The sequence below is a fragment of the Mycobacterium sp. genome (genome assembly GCF_049683935.1).
Lineage (GTDB): Bacteria > Actinomycetota > Actinomycetes > Mycobacteriales > Mycobacteriaceae > Mycobacterium.
Genome location: NZ_JBAUJR010000229.1, coordinates 1 through 18,136, shown reverse-complemented (window position 1 = coordinate 18,136; position 18,136 = coordinate 1). Strand labels below are relative to the sequence as shown.

Genomic DNA, 18,136 nt, shown 5'->3' with positions numbered 1-18,136 from the left:
TACGGCGCTGCTAGCAGCGTAATCCGGCCGGGGGAACGACGCCGTCGACGAGGAAGTCGACGACGGTGGTGTCGACGCACGCGTCCCCGTTGAAGACGACGGTGTGCTGGCTGCCGTCGAAGGTGATCAGCGAGGCGTCCATCTGCCGGGCCAGGTCGACACCGGCCTGGTACGGCGTCGCCGGATCTCCCGTCGTGGAGACGACGACGACCTTGCCCGGTCCCGGCGACGTCGCGGGACCGGTCAGGGCCGTCGGCGGCACCGGCCACATGGCACAGACGTTGCGCGGGGCGTGCCCGGTGAAGGCACCGTAGGCCTGGAAAGGCGCCACCTCGCGCGCGCGCCGATCGGCCTCGACCCACACAGCCGGGTCGGTCGGATAGTCCGCGTCGAGGCACCGGATGGCAGTGAACGCCTCCTGGCGGTTCTTGTAGCGCCCCGAGCTGTCACGCTGCTGGTAGTCGTCGGCGAGCAGCAGCAGATCGACGGGGTCGGTGCCACGCTGCAGGCCCAACAGGCCACTGGTCAGGTAGGTCCAGTAGCGCGGCGAGTAGAGCGCCCTGCCGGTGCCGGTGATCGCATCCTGATAGCTCAACCCGCGCGGGTCGGACGTCGCGGCGGGTTGAGCGACCAGCGGATCGACAAGCTGGTGGTAGCGGTTGACGAACTGCGCCGGGTCGGTGCCCAGTGGGCAGTCCGGGGACTGCGCACAGTCGGAGGCGTACCGCTCGAATGCCCGCTGGAATCCCTCGATCTGGTTGATGCTCTCGGTGATCGGATCGAGGCTGGGGTCCACCGCGCCGTCGAGGACCATGGCCCGCACCCGGTCGGGGTAGCGCTCGGCGTACTCGGAGCCGAGTCGGGTGCCGTAGGAGAAGCCGAGGTAGTTGATCTGGTCCTCACCGAGCGCTGCCCGCACCACGTCCATGTCGCGCGCCGCCGCCGCGGTCCCCATGTTCGCCAGGAAGTCGGCGCCCATCCGATCCACACACTGCGCGGCGAAGTCACGCTGCAGCCCCTCGATGTGGGCGACGCCCGCGGGGCTGTAATCGGCCAACGGCTCGGCGCGGTAGGCGTCGAACTCGGCGTCGGTGCGGCACCGGAGCTGCGGTGTCGAGTGTCCGACGCCACGCGGGTCGATGCCGACCAGGTCGAAACGGTCCAGGATCTCGGTACCCGCGAGCGCGGCACCCATCCCGGCAACGGTGTCGACCCCCGATGCCCCCGGGCCGCCGGGGTTGACGATCAGCACTCCGATACGCGGGCCGGTGGCCGGGACCTTGATGATCGCCAGCTGTGCTTGAGCGCCTTGTGGTTTCGTGTAGTCGACAGGCACAGCAACCGTGCCGCACTGTGCAGTCGGCAACCGCGAGACGTCGTCGACGAAGGCCGCACACGAACCCCACACCGGCGCAGCGGAGTACGTGTCCGCCGGGTCCTGCGGTTGCGCGGCCGCGACGGAGCACAGCGTGGTCGAGAGGGTGGCAATCGACAGCAGTGCTGCACCCAGTTGTCCCAGCCGCCGCATGGCTGCAATGGTTGCACGGGACCGAGGCGTGGGTCTGCCCCGGGAACCCAAAGGTGACCGGGCTGTTATCAGGCGTCGAGTTCGTAGGTGACCCAGGTCGACTTCTCGGCACCGATGCCGTCGTAAAGCCGTTGTGCCGTCTCGTTGTCCGGCGCCGTCTCCCAGACCAACTTTTCCGCACCGCGGTCGTGACAGAGCTGTAAGCAGCGGCCGATGAGGTGACGGCCGGCCCCGCTGCCCCGCGACTCCGGGGTCACGTACAGGTCGTTGAGCACGCCGACGCGGGCGGCGTACAAGGTCTGCCAGGTCCAGTAGATCGTGGCGAAACCCACCGGACGACCAGGTGTTGCCTCGTCGTCCCGGGCGATCAACTGAAGCCCCTCGTCGGGGTTCGCGATCAACGCGCGCGACAGCACCACGAGTTTCTCGTCGGACGGGTCCACCCGATAGAAGTCGCAGTAGTTGCGCATCATCGGCATCAACTCGCTCAGGTCGGCCTCTCCGACCACGGAGATGCTCAGCACCGGGTGCCCGGGGGCGGAACTTCCACGTCGATCAGGTAGCGCGCGGCGATGTCGTCGACACACGCATCACCGTTGAACGCCACGGTGTGCTGGGTTCCCTCGTAGGTCAGCAGGGTGCCGCCGAGTTGGCGGGCCAGGTCCACGCCAGCCTGATAGGGCGTGGCCGGATCGTTGGTGGTCGAGATCACCAGTACCGGAGGGAGCCCGGATGCTGTGATCTCGCCGGGACCGCTGGTCGGGGGCACCGGCCAGAACCCGCAGGTCGACATCGGTGCATATCCGGTGAATTCGCCGTAACTCATGAACGGGGCGGCCTCACGGAGGCGGCGGTCCTGCTCGACAAGCGTCGCGCGGTCGGTGATCGCCGGCTTGTCGACACAGTTGATGGCGACCCGCGCGTCCGTCGAGTTGTTGTACTGACCTTCCGGGTTGCGGCCCATGTACAGGTCGGCGAGCGAGAGCATGGTGTCGCCCGAGCCCTCGGTGATCTCGGTGAGCGCCTGTGTCAGGTGGCGCCACAGGTTGGGCGAGTACAGCGGCAGGATCGTTCCGACGATCGCATCGTTGTAGCTCAGCCCGCGTGGATCGTTGGTCTCCAGAGGCGTCTCCACCAGTGGGTTCACCAACGAGCGGTACACGTCGACGGCTTTGTCCGGGTCGGTTCCCAGCGGGCAGTTCGGGTCGGTCGCGCAGTCGGCGGCGTAGTCGTCGAAGGCCTGCTGGAACGCGGCAGCCTGGCGGACGTCAGCCTCGACCGGATCGGCGTTGGGATCGATCGCCCCGTCGAGGATCATCGCGCGGACATGCTCGGGGTAGGCCTCCGCGTAGCTCGTACCGATACGGGTGCCGTAGGAATAGCCGAGATAGGTCAGCTTGTCGTCACCGAGCGCGGCGCGCATCGCGTCGAGATCCTTGACCACACTGGCGGTTCCGATATTGGCCAGGAACTCTTTGCCCATCTTGTCCACACAGCGCTGGACGAACTCCTTGGTCTGGTTCTCGATGTGGGCCACACCTTCGGGCGTGTACTCCACGACGTTGTCGGCCCGCAGCCGGTCGTTGTCCGCGTCGCTGTTGCACCACAGCGTCGGCGTCGAGTTCGCCACCCCGCGCGGGTCGAAGCCGACGAGATCGAACCGCTGCCGCACCGATTCGGGCAGCGTGGTCGCCATCGACGCGGCGGCCTGCACCCCCGACTCACCCGGTCCTCCGGGGTTGATGATGAGCGAGCCGATCTTGTCGCCGGTGGCCTTGAACCGGATCATCGCGATCTGGGCGATTTCACTGTCCGGGCTGTCGGCGTTGTCCCAATTCACCGGCACCGACAGCATCCCGCATTCGGCGCCGGCGAGCTGCCGCGGCTGCTCAGACGGCCCGCCCTCACAGGACACCCACTGGATGGGCGCTCCGGGGCGGGGCACCGAGATCAGGGCCCGACCCTCCACCACGTTGCTGCAACCGGAGACCAACAACATCGCGGACGTGAGGAGTACGGCGGGTCGCACGACCCCCGTGTTGAGCTTCATGGCTCCACATGCTGCCATGAGGCTGCATCGTTGCTGGCGAGGCGGCTATCGCGAGCCTGTTCCCGTCAGCCTGTCGCGCTCAGCAATTCGTCGAGGGCCGGCCGGAAATCGTCGGCCATGTCCCACAGATCGGGCAGTAACTCCGGGCACGACACGATGCCTACATCGAGGGTGCCGTTGAGCGACATCACGGTGATGTTCAGGCCGGAGCCGTGGAAGATCGGCCCGAGCGGATACATCGCCTCCACCTCGCAGCCCAGCATGTACAGCGGCATCTGCGGGCCGGGGACATTCGACAGCACCAGGTTGTGCACGGGCCGGGCGCCGCTGAGCCTGCTGCTCGCGTAGACCCGCATCGCCACCCCGAAAACCGCGGGTGCGGCGAACTGCGTCCAGTCCTGCAGCAGCGTGGCACCGATTGCCGAACTATGTTGTTTGGCAACAGAATTCGCATCCGCGATGGCTTTGAGCCGCTCGGCGGGATCCTCGATGCTGGTCTCCAGCCGGGAAAACATGCCCGAGACCTGGTTGCGGCCGGGCCGGTCGGACTTGTCGTGCACCGACACCGGCACCATCGCTACCAGGGAGTTCTCCGGCAGTTCCCCGCGGTCGAGCAGGAACTTGCGCAGCACCCCGGAGACCAGCGCCATCACGACGTCGTTCACCTTCACTCCGAAGTGGCTCTTCACCTTCTTGATGTCGTCGAGGTCGAGTTGGGCGAACGCGATGTTGCGACGGCCGGTGACGTTGGCGTTGAAAGCTGTCTGCGGAGCGGCGAACGGCGGCGCCATCGAGTTCCCGTTGCGGGCACGCTTGGCGGTGTCGATGACGGTCGAGACGGTCATCGGCAGCACGTTGGCGAACCTCAACGGCCGCATGGCGAACTTCACCGCGCCACCGACCGCGATCTCCATGTGGTTCACCCCTCCGGGCCCGTCGACCGGATCTGGTGGCGGCGCGTCGGGCTCGGTCGAACACAACTGCGACATCAGGTTCGCGCCGGTCACACCGTCGACGCTGGCGTGGTGCACCTTGGTCATCACCGCGATGCGGCCGCCGTCGTGGGCATCTGTGCCGGCAACGTTCTCGATGACCCACATCTCCCACAGCGGGCGGGTGCGGTCCAGCGGCAGCGACGCGAGGTGGCCGCAGATCTCCGACAGTTCGTTACGCCCGCCCGGTGACGGCAAACCGATGCGGTGCAGGTGGCGGTCGACGTCGAAGTCCGGGTCGTCCACCCAGACCGGATGGTCGAGGTTGAACCGGTTGTCGGCCAGCTTCTCCCGGAATTCGGGCATCGCCCTGATCCGGAGTGCCAGGCCGTCACGGAGCTTGTCGAAGGTGTAGCCGCCGGGCATCGTCGAGGTGTCGAGCTCCAGGATCGAGCACACGTGCAGCGGCTGTGCGGCGGTTTCGAGGTAGAGGAAACTGGCATCGAGACCGCTGAGCCTTTGCATGAGCCGATGTTAGGCGCGGTGAGCGCGGGTGTGAGCAAATCCACTTAACGCGGCGTTCAACTTCTGGTGACGGAGTGGCAGACTTGGCGTGTCAGCGAAACCCGGGGACCGTTTCTGGCCTCGAGGATTCGAACCGACCCACCCGATGAGGGGACAATGATGTCCGAGCAGACCGTTTATGGTGCTGTCGCCGATTCCGAAACCGCCAAGCCGCGTGTGAAGGTCCGCACTCACCATCTGCACAAGTGGAAGGCCGAGGGCCACAAGTGGGCCATGCTGACGGCCTACGACTACTCCACCGCCGCGGTGTTCGACGCGGCCGAGATCCCGGTGCTCCTGGTGGGCGATTCCGCCGCCAACGTGGTGTACGGCTACGACACCACGGTGCCGGTGACCATCGACGAACTGATTCCGCTGGTCCGTGGTGTCGTGCGCGGCGCGCCGCATGCCCTGGTCGTCGCCGACATGCCGTTCGGCAGCTACGAGGCCGGACCGACCCAGGCTCTGGCCTCGGCGACGCGCTTCCTCAAGGAGGCCGGCGCCCATGCCGTGAAACTGGAGGGCGGCGAGCGGGTGGCCGAGCAGATCGCCGTCCTCAGCGCCGCAGGCATCCCGGTGATGGCGCACATCGGCTTCACCCCCCAGAGCGTGAACGGACTCGGCGGCTTCCGCGTTCAGGGCCGCGGCGACGCCGCGGAGCAGACGGTCCACGACGCCATCGCGGTTCAGGAAGCAGGCGCGTTCGCGATGGTCATGGAGATGGTCCCCGCCGAACTCGCCACCCAGATCACCGGCAAGCTGACGATCCCCACCGTCGGCATCGGCGCGGGTCCGAACTGCGACGCGCAGGTCCTCGTCTGGCAGGACATGGCCGGCCTCACCTCAGGCCGGACCGCGAAATTCGTCAAGCGCTTCGGCGCTGTCGGAGAAGAACTGCACCGTGCCGCGACGCAGTACGCCCAGGAAGTCGCGACCGGCGCCTTTCCCGCCGAGGAGCAGTCCTTCTAGCGACTCGGTCAGGCGAAGCCCGGCTTGCGCTTGGCCAGGAACGCGTCGACGCCTTCGCGTCCGTCGTCGGTTTCGGCGCGCTGGGCGATGAGGCGTCCCTCCGCCTCCATCTGCTCCTCCAGACCGCTGGAGAAGGTGCTCAGCAGCAGTGCTTTCACGCCGCCGTTGGACCCGCCGGACGTCGAAGCCATCTGCTCGGCCAATTGGTCGGCACGCGTGGCGAGTTGATCGTCGGCGACGACCTCGGTGACCAGTCCCCATCGCGACGCCTCGTCCGCGGAGAGGACGCGGTTGGTCAGCATCAGTTCCTTGGTCTTGGCGATCCCGATCAACCGGGGCAGGAAGTACGTTGCGCTGCCGTCGGGGCTGAGTCCGACCCGGGTGTAGGCCATCGTGAACGACGCCGACTGCGCGGCCAGTATCAAGTCGGCGGAGACCGCCAAGGAGAACCCCGCTCCGGCTGCGGTGCCGTTGACCGCGGCGATCACGACGGCGTCCATTCGCGCAAATGTCGAGATGGCGCGATGCAGATCGTCGGCCACCCCCTTGAGGTGGCGCCCACGGTGCGGTGCCGCCGCAAAGTCCTTCAGGTCCCCGCCTGCACAGAAGAACCGTCCGGCGCCGGTGAGCACCACGACCTTGATGGCTGCGGTGTCGCAGCGCGCCGCGGCGTCGGCGAGTTCGCGAGTCATGGTGTCGTTCATGCCGTTTGCGGCGTCGGGCCGATTCAGCACGATCCGGGCGACGGCACCGGACTGCTCGAACGTGATGGTCTGGTATTCGGTCACAGTCGGTGACTGTATCGGCGTCACCTGAGCCGGTAGTGACCGACGGGGTTCAGAGCGCGTTGTCGAGGTATTTCGTCCGGCACGCGCCGCGCGCCAGCTTTCCGCTCGTGGTCCGGGGAATGACTCCTGCCGCAACAAGTTTCACCTCAGCCACCGGCAGAGCGTGGACGCGTGACACCGCGGCGCGGATGGCCTCCTGGATGGGGGCCGCCTCGGCGCGGCCCGCCCCGACCGCACGTTCGGCGACGATGGCCACTTCCTCGCGCCCATTGCCGGGAACGGAGAATGCGGCGACGAATCCCGTCCGCACGGCCTGGGACGCCCGGGCGACGGTCGCCTCCACGTCCTGTGGGTAGTGATTGCGCCCGTCGACGATGATGAGGTCCTTGATCCTGCCGGTGATGTACAGCTCGTCATCGAGGTAGACGCCGAGGTCACCGGTGCGCATCCACAGGGCGCTCTCGTCGCAGCCCTCGGCGTGGCTGCCACGCGGCAGACGCGACTGGACCTTGTTCCGGAACGTCATCTCGGTGTCGTGCGGACGCCCCCAGTAGCCACGGCCGACGTTGTCGCCGTGCAACCAGATCTCACCGACCCGGCCGTCGGCGAGCTCGCTGTCGCTGGCGGGATCGACGATCACGGCCCACTGGCTGCGTGCGACCTTGCCGCAGGACACCTGGGCAGCCGCGTTCGGATGGTCAGGGGCAACCTGAACCGCACGTCCCTCGCTGAGCTCGTCGCGGTCGAGATAGATCGCCGTCGGCCGGGCGTCGTGCGCGGTGGTGGAGATGAACAGTGTCGCCTCGGCCATCCCGTAGGACGGTTTGATCGCCGCGGGGTTCAACCCGTACGGCGCGAAGGCGGTGGTGAACTTCTCGATCGAGGAGATGCTCACCGGCTCGGAACCGTTGATCAGACCCGCAACGTTGCTCAGGTCGAGCTCTTCACCGGGGCGCGGCAGTCCGCGCTGGGCCGCGAGTTCGAACGCGAAGTTGGGTGCCGCGGCGAACGTCGGCAGATCGGACGACCCCAACTCGCGCATCCACCGGTTGGGGCGGCGCACGAAGGCCAGCGGCGACATCAGGGTGATGTAGCCGCCCGCCAGCGCCGGGAACATGATCATCAGCAGGCCCATGTCGTGGAACAACGGCAACCAGCTGACGCTGCGAATGTTCTGGTCCAGTCCGACCGACAGGATCATCTGAACGACGTTGGTGCACGCCGATCGGTGTGTGATCTCTACACCGGCGGGAGCACGGGTCGACCCGGAGGTGTACTGCAGGTACGCGATCGCGTCGGTCTGCAGCGGAGCCGGAACGAAGCCGGTGCCGACAGCTTCGGGCACCGCGTCGATGGCGATCATGCGTGGGCGGCGGTCCCGGGGAAGGGTCCGCAGGAAGTCGCCGACAGACTTCGCGGCGGCGGTTGTGGTCAGGACAACCGTGGGCCGGGCGTCGGCCAGCACTGCTTCCAGCCGCTCGTTGTGGCCGGGGAGTTCGGGCGCGAACAGCGGGACCGCGATGGCGCCGGCCTGGATCGCGGCGAAGAAGCCGACGACGTAATCGACCCCCTGGGGAGTCAGGATCGCCACGCGGTCACCGGCGTGGGTGACCTGCTGCAAGCGGGCACCGACAGCACGCAACCGTGCCCCCAACTGCCGCCAGGACAGCTCGATGGTGTTGTCACGATCGAAGTCGAGATACCGGTAGGCCGGGGTGTCACCCAGCTCGGCGACATTACGATCCATGAACGACGTCAGCGTGACGCCCGCAGGGATCGCGATGTTGCCGTCACGGTCGAGGTAGTCGTCGACCCTCAGTCGTGCCGGGCCATCGGCTACCAGGCCTATTTCCCGGTTCATAAGACGATCTTAAGAGCATGTGCCCCGAAAGCGTGAACGCCCCGCCGCGAGGCGCCCCCACGTGTTGCGAGCCGACCGGCCCGACCCCGACTGCCGGTTCACGTGGATATGGCACTCTTGGCTTTCCCAGCTAATCGCTCCACTGCCCAGACAAGGGGACCATGGCCGCCAAAACGCCCGAAACCTCCAGGTACACGGAGACCGAGCGCAAGTTCGAGGTGGTCGAATCCACCGTGACACCCTCGTTCGACGGCCTGTCGTCCATCTCCCGTGTCGAGCGGTCTCCGTCACAACAGCTCGACGCTGTCTACTTCGACACACCGGGCCGCGATCTTGCGAGGCACCGGATCACGTTGCGGCGGCGCACCGGCGGACCGGACGAAGGGTGGCACCTGAAGCTGCCTGCCGGGCCCGACACCCGCACCGAGGTGCGCGCGCCGCTGCAGGACGACGTACCGGAGAGCCTGCGCGACGTGGTGCTCGCGATCGTGCGTGACAACCCACTCGCCCCGGTGGCGCGGATCAGCACATCCAGGAACGTGGAGATGCTCTACGGACCGGAAGGCTCCGCCGTCGCCGAGTTCTGCGACGACCAGGTCACTGCCAGCGCAGAGGGTGGCGACGAGCAGAGTTGGCGCGAATGGGAACTGGAGCTGGTGGAGAGCGCCGACACCGGGCTTCTCGATCGGTTGACCAATCGGCTGCTGGATGCCGGTGCGTTGCCGGCCGGGCACGGGTCGAAACTCGCCCGGGTTCTGGCATCGAGCGAACCCGCCGCCGACATCCCCGAAGTCTCCCCCGATCCCTTGCACCGCGCGGTGGCCGAGCAGGTCGGGGAACTGCTCGAGTGGGACCGCGCCATGAGGTCGGATGTATACGACTCGGTCCACCAGATGCGCGTGACAACCCGAAAGATCCGCAGCCTCCTGCAATCTGCGGAGGGATCGTTCGGGATCGCCGACGACGAGTGGATCCTGGAGGAACTACGCGAGCTCGCCGGCGTACTGGGCGTGGCACGAGACGCCGAGGTGCTCGCCGAGCGCTACGAGAACGCGCTCGACAATCTGCCGGAGTCCAACATCCGGGGCCCGGTGCGGGAGCGCCTGGTCGAGGGCGCCAAGAAGCGCTACCGGAACGGGTGGCGGCGGTCGTTGACCGCAGTGCGCTCGCCCCGGTACTTCCGGCTGCTCGATGCGCTCGAGGAGCTGGTGGCCGCCGAACCTCCCCCGCCGCCACCGGGCGAAGACGCTGCCGAGACGACGCTCGACTCGGCCTACAAGCGGATCCGAAAGGCCGCCAAGGCTGCGCGCGCCGCGGTCGACGATCCCGAGGTGGACAGCGACGAGGCGCTGCACCGGATCCGGAAGCGCGCCAAGCAACTCCGCTACACCGCAGCCGCGACCGGTGAATCCAAGGTGGCCGACCGGGCCAAGGCGATCCAAAGCCTGTTGGGCGATCACCAGGACAGCGTCGTCAGCCGCTCTCACCTGAGTCGGCAGGCCGAGTCGGCGCACGCCGCCGGCGAGGACACCTTCACCTACGGGCTGCTCTATCAGCAGGAGAACGACCTCGCGCTGCGATGCGAAGAGCAGATCGACGACGCCCTCAAGGCGTTGGACAAGGCCGTCCGCAAGTCCTGATGCGCCGGGTGAACCCGGAGGGCGGATGAGCTGGCCTGTAAGCCGGATTCTGTTCCCCGCTGCCATCGGCGGCGGGGCGGCGACCATCCATCTGGACACACCGTCACCGGGTGCCTCGAGCGGCCTACCCGCAGGCTCGGGCGAGCAACCCTCGAACGCCTGCGCTGCCGCACCTCCCGGCGCGACATACTTGGCCTTGCTTCGGGTGGGGTTTGCCTAGCCGCTCCGGTCACCCGGAGCGCTGGTGCGCTCTTACCGCACCGTTTCACCCTTACCACCGCGAGGGTGGCGGTCTGTTTTCTGTGGCACTTTCCCGCGAGTCACCTCGGATTGCCGTTAGCAATCACCCTGCTCTGTGAAGTCCGGACTTTCCTCGACACCCAGGTCACCCCGGGTCCCGCGGCCGCCCAGCCAGCTCATCCGCTCTAACAACGTAATGGTTCGGGTGCCGAATCGGGTAACAGCCGCCCACTCGGGCGGGCGGGCAGGACGGCGGTCAGGGCGCAGGCTCTCCCGGCCCGCTCGGGCCGGCAGCGTGCGGCTCACCCAGTTGGCTGACGTACCAGCTACTTCCGGCTAGGCGGCGTCGAAGGTGATGAGGTCGATGCTGAGGCGGCCTTCGAGCAGGCTCAGCCGTCGTCGGATCGGCGGCCCGGGTAGTGGTGGGGCGGTGGACTGATACGTCGCCCCGGATGGGGTGCTGAACTGCGCGGTGTGGGCGCCGTTGTCCTCGCTGGTGGTGACGGTCCAGCCGGGCGCGTCCTTGGCGTAATTGCAGGCCGCACAATCCCCGAGCCCGTTGCACGCGCTGGTTTCGCCGCCCGCCCGGACCGGGGTGGCGTGGTCGCGGTGGCGGATCGGGGCATCGCAGTACGGGGTCCGGCACCTCTGATCGCGCAATCCGATGAACGCCGCCAACCCTTTCGGGAAGATCCGTGATCGCGATTCCATCGCCACCAACTGCCCACTGGTGGGGTGGCGATAGAGCCGGCGCAGCGTGGCTTTGGTGTCCTTGTCGGCCACCGCGTCACCGGTGAGCGTGCGGGCGAACCCCGCCGGGATCGGCCCGTAGCCATCGAGCCACGCCGGTTCCTCATCGTCACCGGCCAGCGTGGTGTCGGCCATCACCATGTTCAACGCCACGGGCACCGGCGTGGCCGCCGAGCGTCCGGTGACCCGCTCATAGACGGTGTCGGCCATCACCTGTCCCCGCGACCGCCCGTCGAATGTGACGTCGGCCTGCCGCTTCAGCGCGGCATACACCTCCACCCCCTGCGCCACCGGCAGCAACGCAGACACCCAGGTCATGGTGTCCGGCGCCGGCCGGATCGTCACACACCGATCCCCAGCGGCCTTGGCGGCGCGTTCCACCACCGCCGCCGCGTCCAGACGCAGCGCGATCTTCTTGGCCTCGGCCTCGACCCGGTTGTTGCCCCACCCGACCAGCCGCGACATATCCGCACACAACTCGGCGTCCAACTCGCGGCGGTGCTCCACACTCAGACACGCTGATTCGCGCACGATCAGCGTCGCCCGCCACTCCGAGAGCACCCCGGCCTCCAACGCCGCCAACGTATACGGCATCTCGTGCACCAGCGCATTCGCGAAACCCAGATGCTGACTACCCTTCACCGGAGCCTCATGGCGCGCCAACGCCACCTCCGAAGCCAACCCCTTACCCCGCTTCGCCGCCGCCACCCCCGCCGCCCGCTCAGCAGCAGCACGCTTTTCGGCCCACAACGCCGTCAACCGCGCCTGGGCCGCAGCCGCCGCCGACTTCACTTGCTCCAAGTGCTCAACCTGCGCCCGCAGAGCAGCCTCACCCGCCCCCGGATCAACGTCGAACAAACTTTCGAACATACGGTCAACGGTAAAGCAAGGGTCCGACACCTCCGGCGCCGGACATCGCCCCTAATCCCCCTCTGACCGCCGCAGCACGATCAGGTTGTCCAACAGGACACCGGCCTGCCCGTCCGGGCCGACCGCGTCGCGATCCACAGTTCCGACGTGAAGCCGGTCCCACTGCCCCTCGCCGAGGTCGATCGAGTCGAACACCTCCTCGACGGTGGGAAACACGTGGTCCTGGATGTGGGCCGGTGCCCAGGGCGGCGCAGCGCCGTGGTCAACGATGATCAGCACTCCACCATCAGCGACGGCACCGGCGGCCCCTGCGAAGATCCGCTCCCGGTCGAGGTGCACCATCGACTGCAGGAATTGTGCCGACACCAGGTCGAAGGTTCCCTCAGGAAACGTCTCCGACAGATTCGTCTGCACGAAGTGCACACGCCCGCCCAGTCCTCGCGCCGTCGCTTCGGCAGCGGCGCGACCCAACGCGGTATCGGAGATGTCGATGCCCGTCACCTGCCAACCGTGTTCGGCCAGCCAGAGGGTGTCGCCGCCTTCACCGCAACCCAGGTCCAGTGCGCGCCCCGGTGTCAACGGCGCTGCGATCTCTGCCAGATGCGGGTTCACCCGACCACTCCAGATCCGCTCCCGCTCGGCGTACCGGTCTTCCCAGTGCTGCTTGACCTCTGATGCCGTCATCGTTGCTCCTCCATCAAACTCTGAACCACTGATACCGCAGCCAACGAGCCCGCTGAGACTGCGGCCGCCACCTGTGGCATCTGCGCACAGACGTCACCCGCGGCGAACACACCGGGAACCGATGTCCGCAACATCGCGTCCACCTCGATCGCGTCGACCGAAACCGGTCCCGCCGCAGCAAATTTCACGCCGAGTTGAGCAGCGAGGTCGGTGCGCTGGTGCAGCGTGGCGGGCACCAGCAGCCCGCGCCTCGGCAGCCGGGATCCGTCGGCGAACACGACCGCGGTCAACTCGCCTCCCTCAGAAGCCAGCCCAGCGACCTGCCGGTCGTCGACCTTTATCCCCGCGCCACTCAACCCGGCCCGCTGTTCGGCATCCAGACCACCGGAATCTCCGGTCAGCAGCACCACGTCGTCGCTCCACCCGCGCATCAACGTTGCCATGTGGACCGCCCGCTCCCCTTCCGCCAGCACCGCCAACGGTTGATCACGAACCTCCCAGCCGTGGCAGAACGGGCAATGGAACACCGAGGTCCCCCAGATTTCGTCCAGTCCCGGCAATTCCGGCGGACGGTAGTCCATCCCCAGCGCGAGCAACACCCTCTTCACTCGCTCGCGGGTGCCGTCGGCGAGTTCGACCTGGAAACCCGCCCCGCACCGTTTTGCGATCCGCACTTCACCACTGCGCACCTCGACGCTCGGATACCGTTCCAGCTCTTTCCTGCCGAGTTCGTACAACTCTGCGGGCGGACGACCGTCGTGACCGAGCAACCCGCCGATTCCGTGGGCCGCGCGGTTACTCTGACGGCCGGCATCGATCACCAGCGTGCGCTTGCGTGCTCGACCCAAGACCAGCGCGGCGCTCAATCCCGCCGCGCCGCCGCCGATGACGAGGCATTCCCATTCCATGTCCATGCCTCGAGCTTGCCCGCGCGCGACAGCCATGCCAAGCTGACTTGCCATGCAGGCAAATGACGACCAGGGTGTGGACTTGCGGGTGCGGCGCAGACTGCGGGAACTGCGGCTGCAGCGGGGCATGACGCTCGACGACGTCGCGAGCCGGTCGAACATCGACGTCTCGACGCTGAGCCGACTGGAGTCCGGCAAGCGCCGCCTGGCCCTGGATCATCTGCCGCGGTTGGCCGCCGCGCTGTCGGTGAGTGCCGACGAACTGCTGCGAGCTCCCGAGGCCCCCGACCCCCGGGTGCGCGGTGGCGCACAGACCCACAACCTGATCACGTTCTGGCCGTTGACCGGGCAGGGTCCGGCAGGTGGTCTGCACGCCTTCAAGATCCGAATAAGCGCCCGCCGACGCAAACCTCCGACGGAACTACCGGTACACGAGGGCTACGACTGGGTGTACGTCTTGTCGGGTCGGATGCGGCTGATCCTGGCCGAGCGCGATTTTGTCATCGAACCCGGTGAGGCGGTGGAGTTCTCGACGTGGACACCGCACTGGTTCGGTGTCGTCGACGGCCCGGTGGAAGCGATAGCACTGTTCGGGGCGCACGGGGAGCGGGCTCACCTGCACACCCCTTGATCACAGATACGCGGTCTGGTTCACCAGCCGCACGGATGCGGCCCCGTCGGGATAGAACTCGGCGATGGACAGTGACGCGAGGTCGAGGTGCAGCCGGTACAGGATGGCCGGTCCGGCGTCGAGCGCCATCCGCAGCAGCGTCTTGATCGGGGTCACGTGCGACACCACCAGCACCGACTGACCGGCGTGCTCGGCGATGAGCCGCTTCTGCGCGTTGCCCACCCGGGCGGCGACGGCGTCGAAGCTCTCGCCGTCGGGGGGCGGCACCGACGTGTCACGAAGCCAGGTCGTGTGCAGCTCGGGATCGCGTTCGGCCGCCTCGCTGAACGAAAGCCCTTCCCAGGCACCGAAATCGGTTTCGATCAGTTCATCGTCGACGAGGACGTCGAGTCCCAGCGCCTTGGCGGCAGCCGATGCGGTGTCATACGCACGCTGCAACGGTGACGACACGACCGCCGCGATCCCGCCCTTGTTCCCGAGGTATTCCGCAGCCGCGGCGGCCTGCCGCCTCCCGAGATCGGTCAGCGCGGGGTTGCCGTGTCCGGAGTAGCGACGCTGCACCGACAGCTCGGTCTGTCCGTGGCGGAGCAGGAACATCCGCGTCGGCGCTCCCTTGGCCCCTGTCCACCCGGCCGGATTCGTGACGACCTCCGTCTTCGCCGGGGTATCCGCCACCGGGGGCATGGGGAGCTCACCGGATTCGGCGAGCTCTGCGGCCGCATCCATGGCTTCGTTGGCCAGCCGGTCGGCGTCACTGTTCTTCTCGCGCGGGATCCAGGAGTAGCTGACTCGATCGAATGTGCGCGCCAGGTCTGTGGCCTGCCGGTGCAGCGGCGCGAGGTCGGGATGCTTGACCCGCCATCTACCCGACATCTGCTCCACCACCAGTTTGGAGTCCAGATAGGCGTCCACCTCGGTGGCACCGATGCCGGCCGCCTCCTGGAGTCCGGCGATGAGTCCGCGGTACTCGGCGACGTTGTTGGTGGCGCGGCCGATGGCCGACTTGGCCTCGGCGAGCACCGATCCCCGATCTGCCGACCACACCACCGCGCCATAGCCGGCGGGGCCGGGATTGCCGCGGGAGCCCCCGTCTGCCTCGACCCGCACCTTCATGCGTGAGACGCCTTGACCCGCAACAGGATCGCGGCGCACTCCGGACAGCGCAGCACCTCGTCGTCGGCGGCCGCGGCGATCCGCGCCAACTCGCCCTTGTCGATCTCGATCCGGCACGCGCCGCAGCGTCGCCCCTGCAACAGTCCGGCACCCACTCCCCCGCGGCTGCGTTGGCGTTCGTACAGCGCGACCAGCGACTCGTCCAGATGTGCGACGAGGTCTTCCCGGTGCGAGACCGACTGGTGCCGAAGCTGCGCCAGGTGGGTGCGGGCCTCGTCGCAGGCCTTCTGCGCGTCACTCAGCGAGCTCTGCAGCTCGTCGATGCTGGCCAGCTCGCGATCCTGTTCGGCGGCAAGCTCTTCACGGCGTTCCATCACCTCGAGCAACGAATCCTCGAGGCTCGTCTGGCGCCGCTGCAGGGTGTCGAGTTCGTGCTGCAGTTCGGTCATCTGCTTGGCGTCGACCGTTCCACCATCGAGCAGGCCGCGGTCACGATCCTCACGTTGGCGCACGCTGTCGATCTCGCTCTCGAACTTCGCGACCTGCGCATCGATATCGCCCAGAGCGAGCTGCACGGTCGCCAGCCGATCATTGGCCTCCCGGTGCGCGGCCTGCGCCGCCTCCAGCGCCTGCTGCTCGCCGAGGGTCTTCGTCCGGTGCTCGTTACGGCTGATCTCAGCGTCGAGTTCTGCCAGCTCTAGCAACGCCCGTTGTTGAGCCACATCAGCTTTCATGTTCAGCTTCCTTCGACATTCCATGGGTCGGTTCGCACGTCGGACACTGTCACCGGCAGGGTGTCACCGAAGTGATCGCGCAGCAGTTGCGCCGCCTGGCCGCACCACGGGTATTCACTTGCCCAGTGCGCGACGTCGACGAGCGCCACCTCCGATACCCGCCGGTGCTCGTCGGCGGGGTGGTGACGCAGATCAGCGGTGACATACGCGTCGACTCCGGCGGCCGCGACGGTGTCGAGCAGCGAGTCACCCGCACCACCGCATACGGCCACCCGCGACACCGGAGCCGTCGGGTCACCGGATGCTCGCACCCCCCACGACGTGGCCGGCAGCGCGCCCCCAACTCGGGAGACGAAGGCCGACAGCGGTTCTGGGGCCTGCAGCGTTGCGATGCGGCCCAGGCCAACCCCGCCCGGCGCCGACTGCAGGGCGACGATGTCGAACGCGGGCTCCTCGTACGGATGGGCGCTGCGCAAGCCGGCGAGCACCGAGGCCCGCAGCGGGGCCGGTGCCACCATCTCGATGCGATCTTCGGCGACCTTCTCCACAGCGCCCACCGTGCCGATCGCGGGCGAGGCGCCCGCGTGCGGCAGGAACTGTCCGGTACCCGCGACGGTCCAGCTGCACTGCGAGTAGTCACCGATGTGCCCTGCGCCGGCCGAGAACATCGCAGCACGCACCGCTGCGGCGTCCGCGGTGGGTGCAAAAACCACCCACTTGTCCAGCGCGGGACCGGACGGCACCGGGGAGAGCACGTCGGTCACCTCGAGACCCATGGCCAACGCCAGCGCGTCCGACACCCCGGGCGCCGCAGAGTCCGCATTGGTGTGTGCGGTGAACAGCGCGCGACCGGTGCGGATCATCGAGTGGATCAGGGCACCTTTCGCCGAGTCGGCCGACACCGAGTCCACCCCGCGCAGCAGCAGGGGATGGTGTGCCAGCAGAAGGCCGCGGTCGGGCACCTGCGCCACCACGGCGGGTGTCGCGTCGACGGCGATGGTCACCGTCTCGACACTTTCCGACGGGTCTCCGCACACCAGCCCGACCGAATCCCAGCTCTGCGCGAGCCGGGGAGGGTAGGCCGCATTGAGCACGTCGACGATGTCTGCGAGCCGGACCGTCATCGCATCACCCCGAGACTTGCCACCCCACGACAGTAGTGCGGTGCGACCGACTACCGGCGTCAGGGACAATGGACGGGTGACTGACACGCTGGCGGGCACCAGGAACGTCGCGCGGGCGGGCCGTGGCGATCTGGTGATCTTTGATCTGGACGGCACGTTGACCGATTCGGCCGAGGGCATCGTCGCCAGCTTCCGCCACGCGCTGGAGGCCGTCGGCGCGACGGTCCCGGACGGCGACCTCGTCAGCCGGATCGTCGGCCCCCCGATGCACGTCACCCTGCTCGAGATGGGTCTCGGGGAGCACGCCGACGCCGCGATCGCCGCCTACCGCGCCGACTACACCACCCGCGGGTGGTCGATGAACCGGCCGTTCACCGGGATCCCGGCGCTGCTCGCCGACCTGAGGGCGGCAGGCGTCCGACTGGCGGTCGCCACCTCGAAGGCGGAGCCCACCGCCAGGCGGATCCTCGCTCACTTCGATCTCGACGAGTGCTTCGAGGTCATCGCAGGGGCCAGTGTAGACGGCACCCGCGCGTCCAAAGCCGACGTGTTGGCGCACGCGCTGGCACAGCTGGCGCCGCTGCCGCAGCGGGTCGTGATGGTCGGCGACCGTTCGCACGACGTCGAGGGCGCCGCCGCGCACGGCATCGGCACGATCGTCGTGGGCTGGGGCTACGGACGCGACGACTTCACCGCCACCGACAGCCCCCGCGCCGCAGCCCACGTCGCCAGCGTCGACGACCTGCGGGA

16 protein-coding genes and 1 other RNA gene are annotated in these 18,136 nt (G+C 67.8%); 4 read left to right on the top strand and 13 right to left on the bottom strand.

What is annotated here, in order from left to right:
- Positions 1–10: 10 nt before the first annotated feature.
- The 4 genes from WA965_RS13105 to WA965_RS13090 all read right to left on the bottom strand — a co-directional run bounded on the left by WA965_RS13105 (position 11) and on the right by WA965_RS13090 (position 5,035).
- On the bottom strand, positions 11–1,528 hold the full coding sequence (locus WA965_RS13105) for an alpha/beta fold hydrolase (RefSeq protein ID WP_526298364.1): 1,518 nt from the start codon (positions 1,526–1,528) through the stop codon (positions 11–13).
- A 68-nt stretch (positions 1,529–1,596) separates the two neighbouring features.
- Entirely contained in the window at positions 1,597–2,052 is a 456-nt protein-coding gene (locus WA965_RS13100; protein WP_526298362.1) for a GNAT family N-acetyltransferase, read from the bottom strand.
- Positions 2,046–3,578: an alpha/beta fold hydrolase gene (locus tag WA965_RS13095; RefSeq protein WP_526298360.1), complete on the bottom strand. Its 1,533-nt coding sequence runs from the start codon at positions 3,576–3,578 to the stop codon at positions 2,046–2,048. Before WA965_RS13095 ends, WA965_RS13100 begins: the two co-directional genes overlap by 7 nt.
- Positions 3,579–3,643: 65 nt before the next feature.
- Positions 3,644–5,035: a WS/DGAT/MGAT family O-acyltransferase gene (locus WA965_RS13090; RefSeq protein WP_526298358.1), complete on the bottom strand. Its 1,392-nt coding sequence runs from the start codon at positions 5,033–5,035 to the stop codon at positions 3,644–3,646.
- Between the two features lie 159 nt (positions 5,036–5,194).
- Between WA965_RS13090 and panB the strand changes: the two genes are divergently transcribed.
- Entirely contained in the window at positions 5,195–6,043 is an 849-nt protein-coding gene (gene panB, locus WA965_RS13085; protein WP_178359997.1) for a 3-methyl-2-oxobutanoate hydroxymethyltransferase, read from the top strand.
- Between the two features lie 8 nt (positions 6,044–6,051).
- Here the strand turns inward: panB and WA965_RS13080 are convergent, their stop codons facing one another.
- On the bottom strand, positions 6,052–6,831 hold the full coding sequence (locus WA965_RS13080; protein WP_526298356.1) for an enoyl-CoA hydratase/isomerase family protein: 780 nt from the start codon (positions 6,829–6,831) through the stop codon (positions 6,052–6,054).
- Positions 6,832–6,880: 49 nt separating this feature from the next.
- A complete protein-coding gene (locus WA965_RS13075; protein ID WP_526298354.1) occupies positions 6,881–8,692 on the bottom strand; it encodes a fatty acyl-AMP ligase in 1,812 nt (603 codons plus the stop codon).
- A 161-nt stretch (positions 8,693–8,853) separates the two neighbouring features.
- Between WA965_RS13075 and WA965_RS13070 the strand changes: the two genes are divergently transcribed.
- A complete protein-coding gene (locus WA965_RS13070) occupies positions 8,854–10,332 on the top strand; it encodes a CYTH and CHAD domain-containing protein (protein WP_526298352.1) in 1,479 nt (492 codons plus the stop codon).
- A gap of 22 nt (positions 10,333–10,354) precedes the next feature.
- Here the strand turns inward: WA965_RS13070 and rnpB are convergent.
- From rnpB to WA965_RS13050, 4 genes are all read right to left on the bottom strand, one after another.
- Positions 10,355–10,751, bottom strand: an RNA gene (gene rnpB, locus WA965_RS13065) — RNase P RNA component class A.
- A gap of 157 nt (positions 10,752–10,908) precedes the next feature.
- The gene (locus WA965_RS13060; RefSeq protein ID WP_526447607.1) at positions 10,909–12,192 is read right to left on the bottom strand and encodes an HNH endonuclease; all 1,284 of its coding nucleotides are present in this window, start codon (positions 12,190–12,192) and stop codon (positions 10,909–10,911) included.
- Between the two features lie 51 nt (positions 12,193–12,243).
- A complete protein-coding gene (locus tag WA965_RS13055) occupies positions 12,244–12,876 on the bottom strand; it encodes a class I SAM-dependent methyltransferase (RefSeq protein WP_526297467.1) in 633 nt (210 codons plus the stop codon).
- A complete protein-coding gene (locus tag WA965_RS13050) occupies positions 12,873–13,790 on the bottom strand; it encodes an NAD(P)/FAD-dependent oxidoreductase (RefSeq protein WP_526297469.1) in 918 nt (305 codons plus the stop codon). Before WA965_RS13050 ends, WA965_RS13055 begins: the two co-directional genes overlap by 4 nt.
- A gap of 46 nt (positions 13,791–13,836) precedes the next feature.
- Here WA965_RS13050 and relB point away from each other — a divergent pair, with 46 nt between their 5' ends.
- Positions 13,837–14,415: a type II toxin-antitoxin system RelB family anti-toxin gene (gene relB / locus WA965_RS13045; RefSeq protein ID WP_526297471.1), complete on the top strand. Its 579-nt coding sequence runs from the start codon at positions 13,837–13,839 to the stop codon at positions 14,413–14,415.
- On the opposite strand, the gene WA965_RS13040 is transcribed toward relB, so the two are convergent.
- Genes WA965_RS13040 through WA965_RS13030 form a run of 3 tightly spaced genes read right to left on the bottom strand, consistent with a single transcriptional unit; the run spans position 14,416 to position 17,386 of the window.
- Positions 14,416–15,528: a bifunctional RNase H/acid phosphatase gene (locus tag WA965_RS13040; protein ID WP_526297473.1), complete on the bottom strand. Its 1,113-nt coding sequence runs from the start codon at positions 15,526–15,528 to the stop codon at positions 14,416–14,418. It lies immediately after the preceding gene.
- On the bottom strand, positions 15,525–16,262 hold the full coding sequence (locus WA965_RS13035) for a zinc ribbon domain-containing protein (RefSeq protein ID WP_526297475.1): 738 nt from the start codon (positions 16,260–16,262) through the stop codon (positions 15,525–15,527). The genes WA965_RS13040 and WA965_RS13035 overlap by 4 nt, the downstream gene beginning before the upstream one ends.
- Before the next feature lie 2 nt (positions 16,263–16,264).
- Entirely contained in the window at positions 16,265–17,386 is a 1,122-nt protein-coding gene (locus WA965_RS13030; protein ID WP_526297477.1) for a Nif3-like dinuclear metal center hexameric protein, read from the bottom strand.
- Between the two features lie 76 nt (positions 17,387–17,462).
- Between WA965_RS13030 and WA965_RS13025 the strand changes: the two genes are divergently transcribed.
- Positions 17,463–18,136 (top strand): HAD-IA family hydrolase (locus WA965_RS13025; RefSeq protein WP_526447605.1); only part of this gene is annotated, 674 nt, incomplete at its 3' end.